Source organism: Streptomyces sp. NPDC005141 (genome assembly GCF_053599975.1).
In genome coordinates this window covers 1-10,277 of record NZ_JBSFYW010000118.1, presented here as the reverse complement: position 1 = coordinate 10,277, position 10,277 = coordinate 1, and the positions used below count along the sequence as shown (strand labels likewise).

8 protein-coding genes and 1 pseudogene are annotated in these 10,277 nt (G+C 71.5%); 5 read left to right on the top strand and 4 right to left on the bottom strand.

Annotated elements, in window-relative coordinates; genetic code table 11:
* Positions 1-123: 123 nt before the first annotated feature.
* Complete coding sequence (locus ACWD68_RS40880) at positions 124-1,548, top strand: CAP domain-containing protein (RefSeq protein ID WP_451811548.1); 1,425 nt, start codon at positions 124-126, stop codon at positions 1,546-1,548.
* A 194-nt stretch (positions 1,549-1,742) separates the two neighbouring features.
* Positions 1,743-2,990: a serine hydrolase domain-containing protein gene (locus ACWD68_RS40875; protein ID WP_451811547.1), complete on the top strand. Its 1,248-nt coding sequence runs from the start codon at positions 1,743-1,745 to the stop codon at positions 2,988-2,990.
* A gap of 23 nt (positions 2,991-3,013) precedes the next feature.
* On the opposite strand, the gene ACWD68_RS40870 is transcribed toward ACWD68_RS40875, so the two are convergent.
* Positions 3,014-5,359: a glycoside hydrolase family 65 protein gene (locus tag ACWD68_RS40870; RefSeq protein WP_451811546.1), complete on the bottom strand. Its 2,346-nt coding sequence runs from the start codon at positions 5,357-5,359 to the stop codon at positions 3,014-3,016.
* Positions 5,356-6,096: a beta-phosphoglucomutase family hydrolase gene (locus ACWD68_RS40865; protein WP_451811545.1), complete on the bottom strand. Its 741-nt coding sequence runs from the start codon at positions 6,094-6,096 to the stop codon at positions 5,356-5,358. The genes ACWD68_RS40870 and ACWD68_RS40865 overlap by 4 nt, the downstream gene beginning before the upstream one ends.
* A 35-nt stretch (positions 6,097-6,131) precedes the next feature.
* On the opposite strand from ACWD68_RS40865, the gene ACWD68_RS40860 reads away from it, so the two are divergent.
* A complete protein-coding gene (locus ACWD68_RS40860) occupies positions 6,132-7,025 on the top strand; it encodes a nucleoside/nucleotide kinase family protein (protein WP_451811544.1) in 894 nt (297 codons plus the stop codon).
* Positions 7,026-7,291: 266 nt separating this feature from the next.
* On the opposite strand, the gene ACWD68_RS40855 is transcribed toward ACWD68_RS40860, so the two are convergent.
* Entirely contained in the window at positions 7,292-8,050 is a 759-nt protein-coding gene (locus ACWD68_RS40855; protein WP_451811543.1) for a peptidoglycan-binding domain-containing protein, read from the bottom strand.
* A 286-nt stretch (positions 8,051-8,336) separates the two neighbouring features.
* Here ACWD68_RS40855 and ACWD68_RS40850 point away from each other — a divergent pair, with 286 nt between their 5' ends.
* Together ACWD68_RS40850 and ACWD68_RS40845 are read left to right on the top strand one after the other, a co-directional pair.
* Positions 8,337-9,017, top strand: coding sequence for a DUF6445 family protein (locus ACWD68_RS40850; protein ID WP_451811542.1), 681 nt, complete (start codon positions 8,337-8,339; stop codon positions 9,015-9,017).
* Between the two features lie 190 nt (positions 9,018-9,207).
* A complete protein-coding gene (locus ACWD68_RS40845; RefSeq protein WP_451811541.1) occupies positions 9,208-9,567 on the top strand; it encodes a luciferase domain-containing protein in 360 nt (119 codons plus the stop codon).
* A gap of 606 nt (positions 9,568-10,173) precedes the next feature.
* Here ACWD68_RS40845 and ACWD68_RS40840 read toward each other — a convergent pair.
* A pseudogene (locus ACWD68_RS40840) lies at positions 10,174-10,277 on the bottom strand (RNA-guided endonuclease InsQ/TnpB family protein); the annotation flags it as partial.

Here is a 10,277-nt window from a genome sequence, read left to right as displayed (position 1 = left end):
GGTCGTCCCGGATGTAGAAGCGCACCACGTTGCCCCAGACGGCGTTGTTGAGTCCGTCGGGCGCCGAGAAGATGTGCTCGACGGTGCACTCGAACACGGATCACCACACCGACGGGCGGCGGCATGAGCGAGCTGGTTCCCGGGGGCAACACACCCCTGCCGGACGGCGTCCTGACCCTCAGGGTGCCGGGTCCCTTCGACGTGTCCGCGCTGATCACCGACGACGGCGGCACCGTGCGCGGCGACGGCGACTTCGTGTTCTACAACCAGCCGGCCGCGCCCGGCGCCCGCCTCGACGGCGACCGCCTCACCATCGATCCGGCGCGGCTGAGGCCCGGGGCCGCCCGCGTCACCGTCGTCGTCAGCCCCGCCGACCCCGGGACTCCCCTGGGCCGGCTGCCCTCCCCCACCGTGCAGGTCACCTCGCCGGACGGCCGCCTCCTCGCCCGGTTCACCCCGCCCCGGCCACAGCGCGAGACGGTGCTGCTCCTCGCCGAGCTGTACCGGCGCGGCACGGCCTGGAAACTCCGTGCCCTCGGCCAGGGGTACGCGGACGGACTGGCGGGCGTCGCACGGGATTTCGGGGTCGATGTCACCGAGGACGCCACACCCCCGGGTGCGACGCCGGGCGCGGTGCGGGGAGCGGTGCGGGGAGCGGCGCCGGCCGGCCGGGGCACGACGACGCCGGGTGCGGGACGGCTCACCGCGCCGGGAGCCGGACCGGTTACGACGGCGAGGGGCGGACCGGCGGGGTCGCCGGGTGGCGGTCCCGACCCCGACGGATTCATGGGTCCGGTGAACTCCGCGCGCGCCGCCGCCGGTTCCCCGCCGGTCCGACTCGACCCCCGGCTGACGGCCGCGGCCCGGGACCACGCCCGCGCCATGGCGGCCCGCGGCCTGCTCGGTTCGGAGAGCCCGGACGGCACGTCCGTCTACCAGCGCGTCACCGCCACCGGCTACGCCTATCTGACCATCGGCGAGCATCTGGTCTCCGGCCCGCGCACCCCGCGCGAGTTCGTCGAGTACTGCCTCTCCGCCGAGGCGTCCCGGCACACGCTGTGCGATCCCGCGTTCGACCAGGCGGGACTGGCGTCCGTCCCCGACCCCCGCTCGGGCGACCTGTACTGGACGGCGCTGTGGGCCCGGCCGTTCAGCCCGGCGGGCCTGGAACGGACGGCGCACGAGGTCATCGCCCTCACCAACGCCGAGCGGGTCTCGGCGGGTCTGCCGCCCCTGTGGGCCGACACCCGGCTCACCACCGCCGCCCAGGCCCACAGCGCCGACATGGTGGCCCGTGACTTCTACGCGCACACCTCCCCCGAAGGGGGCCGGCCCTGGGACCGGGCCGCGGCCGCGGGCTGCACCCACCGCACCATCGGCGAGAACATCGCCTGCGGGCAGCGCTCCCCCGCCGAGGTGGTCCAGGGCTGGATGAACAGTCCCGGCCATCGCGCCAACATCCTCAAGCGCGACTTCGCCCACATCGGGATCGGCCTCGCCGGCGGCGGCCGGGCGGGCACGTACTGGACGCAGCTCTTCGGAGGCTGACCCAGCGTCACCCTCGCCCCGTCACGGCGCCTTTCCGCCAATTCGCCGATTCCCCTTCACCGTTTCCGTTCCTTCCCTGTGCAATGCAACCCGTGCGCCCTCTCAGCGCGTACAGATGGAGCCGGCGTCCGCATCCGCGGCGCGGTTCGAGCCGGGAAGTCCGACCGGCGAAGGCACTCGGGAGAAGAGTTCAGATGGTCTCAGGAACGGTGGGCACGGGCGCGGCGCTGGGAGCGGTGGTGGTGTCCCTGCTGGCAGCCCCGGCGCAGGCCGCGACGCCGCCTGCGGGAACCGGCGGGAACGGCACCGAACGGGTCGCGACGGCGGCCGCGGCGGCGCCCGACGACGCGGGCCTGCGGGCGATCCTGCGTACGGCGCGCACGCAGGGAGCGCCTGGCGCGATGGCGAGAATCGACGACAACGGCACGGTGCACCGGATGGTTTCGGGGGTTGCCGACCGGGCCACCGGACGGACCATCAGCACGAACGACCGGTTCCGCGTCGGCAGCATCACCAAGACCTTCTCCGCCGTGGTGCTGCTCCAGCTGGTCGACGAGGGCAGGCTGAAACTCGACAAGTCGGTGAACAGCTATCTGCCGGGCCTGCTCCCCGACAACGGGATCACCGTGCGGCACGTCCTGAACCACCGCAGTGGTCTGTACGACTACACCACCGACCTGTTCGCCCGGACGGTCCCCGGGTTCGAGGCCGTCCGCAACAAGGTGTTCAGCTACCGGGATCTGGTGAAGCTGTCGCTGAATAGGCCGCGCACCAACGCGCCGGGAGCCGCCTACTCGTACTCGAACACCAATTTCGTCGTCGCCGGCATGCTGATCGAGAAGCTCACCGGGCACGGTGTCGCCACGGAGTACCAGAAGCGCATCTTCACTCCGCTGAACCTCACCGAGACGTTCTACGTCCATCCCGGCACCTCGATCCCGGGCCGCCACGTCAACGGCTATCTCCGGCCCGACGCGGCGGGAGCGGCCCTGGTGGACTCCACCAAGCAGACGGCCTCCTGGGCGCAGAGCGCGGGTGCCATCATCTCCACGCCGCACGACCTGGACACCTTCCTCTCCGCTCTGCTGCGCGGCAAGCTCATGTCCGCCGCCCAGCTCACCCAGATGAAGAAGTGGACGCAGGTCAACAGCAACACGGCCTACGGCCTCGGGCTGCGCCGCCGCGATCTGCCGTGCGGGATCTCCGTGTACGGGCACACGGGCACCGTGCAGGGCTACTACTCGTACGCGTTCACCACGAAGGACGGCAAGCGCAGCCTCACCGCACTGGCCAACACCTCGAACAACACCACGGTGCTCAACACCATGTACCGCACCCTGGAGTCCGCGTTCTGCGGCAAGCCCGCGACCAAGGCCGCCGCACCCGGTGCGACGCCCGTGGAACGGCACGAGGACATCGCGCCCGGCCTGACCCGGGACTGACGCGCCGGCACCCTCGCTGCGTCTCAGCCCTGAGAGTTCGGCCGCCGGTGCGGCGGCTGGTCCGGGGCGGGGCGCAGCCTCGGCGCCGGGATGGGCAGGCTGTAGGGCTTGTCGGCGTCGACGGTGAAGGGTTCGCGGTAGTGGTGGATCTCCAGGGGATCGCCGGTCGCGAGCGTGTACGTGGCGACGTCGTGCTCGATCTCCACGCGCAGCCGCCGGCCGAGGAGTTCCAGGGAGAAGGCGAGGCGGTTGAACCGTTCCGGCAGCCGGGGCGCGAACGCCAGGGTGTCGCCGTGGTGCCGCAGACCGCCGAACCCCGCGACCAGGGCCATCCAGGTACCGGCGAGCGAGGCGATGTGCAGGCCGTCGCGGGTGTTGTGCTCCAGGTCCTCCAGATCCATCAGCGCGGCTTCAACCAAGTAGTCGTAGGCGAGGCCCGGATGACCGGCCTCGACGGCGATCACGGCCTGGCAGCAGGCCGACAGGGAGGAGTCACGGACGGTGAGGGGCTCGTAGTAGGCGAAGTTGCGGGCCTTGTGCTCCTCGTCGAAGAAGGGGCTGCACTTGTACATGGCGAGCACGAGGTCGGCCTGCTTGACGACCTGCTTGCGGTAGATGTCGAAGTAGGGGAAGTGCAGCATCAGCGGGTACTGGTCGGGGCGGGTGGTGGCGAAGTCCCAGCGCTGGTAGCGGGTGAATCCGGCGTGCTGCTCGTGGATCCCGAGTTCGTGGTTGTACGGGATGTGCATGGCGTCGGCGGCGTCGCGCCATGCCGCGCTCTCCTCCTCGTCGACGCCGAGTTCCGCGGCCCGCCGGGGGTGCCGCTCGACGACCTCCGCGGCGGCCAGGAGGTTCGCGCGGGCCATCAGGTTGGTGTACGTGTTGTCGTCGGCGACGGCGCTGTACTCGTCGGGCCCCGTCACCCCGTCGATGTGGAACTTCCCCTGGTGGTCGTGGTGCCCGAGCGAGCGCCACAGCCGTGCCGTCTCGGTCAGCAGCTCGACGCCGGTGTCGCGTTCGAAGTGGGTGTCGCCCGTGGCTGCGGTGTAGCGGATGACGGCGTCGGCGATGTCGGCGTTCACATGGAACGCGGCGGTGCCGGCCGGCCAGTACGCCGAGCCCTCCGAGCCCGCTATGGTCCGCCACGGGAACGCGGCTCCCCGCAGGCCGAGTTGGGCCGCCCGCTCGCGTGCGGCCGGGAGGGTGTTCTGGCGCCAGCGCAGCGCCTCGGCGACGGCGCCGGGCGAGGTGTAGGTGAGCAGCGGCAGGACGAAGGTCTCGGTGTCCCAGAAGGCGTGGCCGTCGTATCCGGAGCCGGTCAGGCCCTTCGCGGGGATGGCGCGCTGTTCCGCCCGGGCGCCTGCCTGCAGGACATGGAACAGGGCGAAGCGGACGGCCTGCTGGATCTCCTCGTCGCCCCCCACCTCGACGTCGGCGCGTGCCCAGAAGTCGTCGAGATAGGTGCGTTGTTCGTCGACGAGGTGCTGCCAGCCGCCGTGCTGGGCGGCGGCGAGCGCCGCGTCCACCTGGTCGCGCAGAGCGGGCAGGGAACGGGTGCCCGACCAGCCGTAGGAGACGAGCTTCTCGAGCCGCAGCGTCTGGCCCGGCTCCAGCACGGAGGTCACCGTGAGGCGGGCGAGATCGGCGCTGCTCTCGCTGGTCATGGTGGTCCGGTCGGGTCCCCTGACCGCGTGGTCGGCGGCCGCGGCGACCCGCAGCGCGCTGTTCCGGGTGCGGTGCACGAGCCGCAGCCGGTGACCCGTCGCGAAGTGGTCCTCCGCCTCCAGCGGCGACTCGAGGGCGATCGCCGCCCGCGGATCGGCGCTTTGGCCGGGCAGTTGCTCGTTGGCCACCAGCTCCGACTGGACGACCACCCGGGTCCGGCTGTCGACGGGCTCCACCTCGTAGGCGACGGCCGCGATCGCCCGCTGGGTGAAGGAGACGAGCCGGGTGGAGCGCACCCGGACCGTGGAGCCGGCCGGTGAGGTCCACTCGCAGGTGCGGGTGAGCAGCCCGGTGCGCAGGTCGAGGACGCGCTCGTGGGAACGCAGTCGGCCGTAGCGCAGGTCGAACGGCTCGTCGTCCACCAGCAGCCGGATGAGTTTGCCGTTGGTGACGTTGATGACCGTCTGCCCGGACTCCGGATAGCCGTAGCCCGCCTCCGCGTAGGGCAGCGGATGCACTTCGTGGACGCCGCCCAGATAGGAGCCGGGCAGGCCATGGGGTTCGCCCTCGTCGAGGTTGCCGCGCCAGCCGACATGGCCGTTGGCGAGGGCGAACACGGACTCGCTCTGCGGCAGCAGCCCGAGGTGCAGCTCGCTCTCGCGCAGGGTCCAGGGATCGACGCCGTACGACGAGTGGGTGATCACGCGTGCTCCCCCAGTTCGGCCAGATCCCGTACGACGATGTCGGCGCCGTGGGCGCGCAGCGCGGCGCCCTGTCCGACACGGTCCACGCCGACGACGTACCCGAAGTGGCCCGAGCGGCCCGCGTCCATGCCGGCCAGCGCGTCCTCGAAGACGGCCGCCTCGGACGGCTGGACCCCGAGGTCCTTCGCCGCGGCCAGGAAGGTGTCGGGGCGCGGCTTGCCCGGCAGCCGCCGTTCGGTGGCGACGACACCGTCGATGCGTACCTCGAACAGGGACTCCGCCCCCACCGAGCGCAGGATGTCCCGGCAGTTGGCGCTGGAGGAGACGACCGCGGTCCGCAGGCCGTGCGCGCGGACGGCCTCGATGTAGCGCAGCGTGCCGTCGTAGGCCTCGACCCCGTCCGTGCGGATCATGTCGAGGAGCAGCTCGTTCTTGCGGTTGCCCAGACCGTGGACGGTGGTCCGGTCCGGTGGGTCGCCGGGGGTTCCCTCGGGCAGTTCGATGCCGCGCGAGGCGAGGAACGAGCGGACGCCGTCGGCACGCGGCAGCCCGTCCACGTAGGCGGCGTAGTCGTCGGCGTCGCCGAAGGGACGGAATCCGTCGCCGTCGCGCCCGCGCAGGAAGTCGTCGAACGTCCGCTTCCAGGCGGCCGCGTGGACCACGGCGGTCTTGGTGATGACCCCGTCGAGGTCGAAGAGGCAGGCCAGGATCTGTTTCGGCAGGCCGAGCTCAGTCATACGAGCAGTCTTCCCCCGGGAACCGTCTCCAGCGGGTGGCGAGCGCCACATCGGGCGTCGGGTCCCGGCCGACGGCCGATCGATGCCCCGTCCGGCGCGGGACTTCCCCCACGCCCCTCGTCGCCGATACTGGGGGGCATGGAAATCGCTGCCCTCGCGCCTCTGTCCGGGCCCGTACGACCGAGGCGTGCATGACCTTCGACGACCTGGTGGAGCGGGCCGCCTCGCTCGTACGGCCCGGCCGGCGCGCGCTCCTCGGTATCGCCGGTGCCCCCGGCGCGGGCAAGACGACGCTTGCCGAGCGTCTGGTGCGGAGGCTGGACGAGGACGGGCGGTTCCACGTGGCTCATGTGCCGATGGACGGGTTCCATCTCGCGGATGCCGAGCTGGAGCGGCTGGGGCGCCGTGGCCGGAAGGGGGCTCCGGACACCTTCGACGCCGCGGGGTACGCGGCGCTGCTGCGCAGGCTCCGCGAGGACGACGAGGATCTCGTCTACGCGCCCGGATTCGAGCGGGTCCTCGAACAGCCCCTGGCGGGTGCCCTCCCGGTTCCCCGGGCCGCGCGTCTGATCGTCACCGAGGGGAACTACCTGCTGCTGCGCGACGACGCCTGGGCGCGGGCCCGCGCCCAGCTCGACGAAGTGTGGTTCTGCGAGCTGGAGGAGGCCGAACGCATCCGTCGGCTCGTCGCACGTCACGAGGAGTTCGGCAAGGACCACGACACGGCCGTGGCGTGGGTGCTCGGGACGGATCAGCGCAACTCCGAGCTGGTCGCCGCGACACGGGACCGCGCCGACCTGGTCCTCGGGACGGCGGCCGCCGGGGCCGAGGCCACTGCGGGGGTCACCGGGCACGAGGTCACCGGGGCCGGATCCCCAGCTCGGGCTCCCCTTGGGGATCGCCCGCGGGATCGCCGTTCCGCGCGGTGAACGCCTCGGTGCGGAAGGTCAGTTGTGCCGGGGTGGCGACGGGTTCGGGGGCGTGGGGACCGCCGGGTCCGTAACGGACGGCGCGGTCGTGCGGGCCGTCCGGGGGCGGCGTCACACGCAGGTCCGTCGGCTCCCCGCCGGCTCCGGACGGGGGAACTCGGCGGGGTGATCCGGGAGTTCGCCCGAGCAGCCGGCACCGTGCGACGGCACAGGAGGATGCCGGGGCGGGCGAGGCGACCGTCACCGCGCCACCCGCCCCGGCCGCTTTACGGGGTCGCCGTCCGGGATTCCAGGTCGGCCCGCGTGTCGTTGCCGTAGACGCCGGACTCGTCGCCCCGGATGCCGTACCAGACCTGGAAGCGGGCGACGGCCGCGGCGAGTGCGGCGTCGTAGCTGCCGCTGGTGCTGCCGTGGTCGTACACGTTCGGGATGCGGAGCAGGCGGTGCTGGAGTGCCGTCACCTCGGGGCCGCTGTCGCCCTCCCGGAGGGTGCCGGCCCCGTCCGGATCATCGGCTCCGTCCGGGGCCGGGGCGGCGGACGCCGCCGAGGAGTTCGCTCCGGCTCCCGTCCGGGACGAGTCGTCCTGGTCCCCGTGCGGCACCAGCAGGGCGAGGGCGAAGCCGATCAGGGCCGCCGCCGCGACGGCTACCGTGATCGTGGCGCCGCGCAGGCCCGTCCCGCGGCCGAGGCCGTGGCCGCTCTCCCGGCCCTTTCCGTACAGGCTTCCGCGTCCGGTCACGGGTCCCGCCCCCGCGTCCGGCGGCCCCGCGCCGTCGGTGTAGTCCTCGCCCATCAGAACCGGCGGCAGTTCCTCCGTCTCGTCCTCCTCCGGGGGCGGGAGAAGCCGTGTCGCGACCGCGGGCACGGCGACCGGCTCGTACCCGTCGTCCGTGTCCATTCCCTCCTGCACCCGCACCTGCCGCAGCAGCTCCGCCAGGGACTCGGAACGGCGGCGGCGCTGGATGTGAGTGGGTTCGATCACGGAGCGCCCGGTGGGCTGCCCGCGTTCGGGCGGTGTCGGCACACTGCTCTCCTTCCGTACGCGCGGTCTCCCGCCGTCCGTGTGCAGTGATACGGGGGCGCGGGCCCGTACGTTCAGCGCGCCACCACCGTCAGGAAGCGATCGATACGCTCGATTCGGCAATTCCTGTTGAGCATTCGAACGTCGGCACGCTGGAAACCGCTGGGCGACAGCCTCCCGGCCGACCACCGGCCCGGCCTGTTCGTCATGGACAAATCAAAAGCCAGTTGGCGGAAGGTTGACCAAATCCCTGGAGATCACTGACGGATACATCAATATCGTCGGCCGCATGCCCCCACAACCTCCGCGAACACCGTCGCTGCCGGTCCTCCCCTACCGGAAACCCACCCGCGACCGGGACTACTGGGTCCTTGACGACGTGCTGCCCGACGCCGATGCCGTACGGGCCCGGTGCGTCACCAAGGACGACTGGGTCAAGGGCCATCCGTACACCTCGGAGAGCTGGCCGGGTCTACGGACGATGCCCGGACTCGAACCGGACGAACTGACGCGCGTAGAGCGGTTGGTGAGGAAGGCGACCGGCGCGCGGAAGCTGTGGCAGCAGGCGACGCCCTCGGGCGCCACGCTCAACCACAACTGCGTCCAGGTCGTCGGCAAGGGTGAGGGCGAACCGCGCCCCCACACCGATTCCCGCGCCCTGTGCCGCTACGCCGCCGTGCTCTACCTGAACCCGAACGTCCCCAAGGACTGCGGAACCAGCTTCTTCCGGCAGAACCTGCCCGGCGGCCGGCTCGGCGGCAACGTCGTCACCGCCCCGCACAGCAACCTGGTGGAGGCCCTGGGCACACGCTTCGTCCCGCCGGACTCGTTCGTCGAGGACATCCGCGTCCCGCACCGCTACAACCGGCTGCTCCTCTACAACGCCAACCTGATCCACAGCGCCACCGACTACTGCGGGGAATCCATGGAGGACAAACGGATGACCGCCGTCTTCTTCTGGATGGCTTGATCCGACCGGCCCCGGCGTCGGGAGTGGCCCTGATCGCGGAGTCCAGGGCCACTCTCCGCTGTCCTGGGCCGGGACATCAACACGAAGCGTCGTCAATTTCGAGACGATAACCGGACATTACGGGGCCACCTCCGGATTACGTCTGCGTCAACTCCTGGTGGCCGAGAGATGAGCTCGTCATGATGGGCGCATGACCTTGGCCTCCAGAGCCATGACGCGACTGGCGAACTGGCCGGACCTCGCGGAGTCCCTGCCGAGTTGTGGCACGGGACGCGCACTGTGCGCGGCGCAGTGCGAGATCGTCCACTTCCATTCGGACCACGAAGTGGACCTGCACCTCACGGACCGGGCCATCCGGCGCTACGAGGACCACCTCAAGGACTCCACCGCCATCCGTATGGTGCCCGGCTCGCGCTGGGTGACCATCCATCTCGAGGTGGACTCGGACATCGACCTCCTGCTGACCCTGGTGAGTGTCGCTCTCCAGGCCCACACGAACGGGCACTTCCTGGGCGACGAGAAGCTTTCGGCAGCCTGCAACGACCGCTGACCGTCCGGACCGAGGAACGTGACGGCCTGACGCTCCCTCGCTCCGCCCATCGGACCCGGAAGCCGAGTACGCCCACCGAAGCGCCCCCGCGCGCACGGACGAGCCCCGGCCCTCGCGCGGGAAGCGAAGGCCGGGGTGGCCGACCCGGGGGCGGACGGGGCCTCGGGAGGGAGGGCGTCGCCGGAGTCGCGGGCGCCGATGAGGCCGGGGCGCCCGGCGTCTAGGCGGGCGGCGTCGAAGCCGACGGGGTCTCGGGGGTGGTCGGCTGCGCGGTGCAGGCCTTCTTCCCGCCGTTCACGCCATGATGAGCTTGTCCTTGATGACCGCGTGGTCCGGCCCCGCCGGAAGGTCACCGTGCTCGAAGCCGTCCGAACGACCACGAGACGGGTTCGGTGACGACGGTCCGGTGAGCCCGGTGCGTTAGGAGTGGCACCTCCCGGGCGTTTCAGGGCGTGCGACTCATCGGCGCGGTTCGAGGGGTGTTGTTCCCCGGGAAGATCTTGAGGCACTCAGTTCCCTGTCAGGTGCGCACCGAGTGCCATCGTGTCGCGTTTCGGTGCTAGTTTCCGACCTTGACTTCCTCCCCCTCCGGAAGAAGGGGGATTCCTACGGCTCGCGCCGTGGGGTTTCCTGCTTCGTCGCCGACTGCCCGCCCGGAGTGCTCCGTTGAGGTCTTACGCCAGCTCCACAGGCTGTCACCGCCAGTCCGG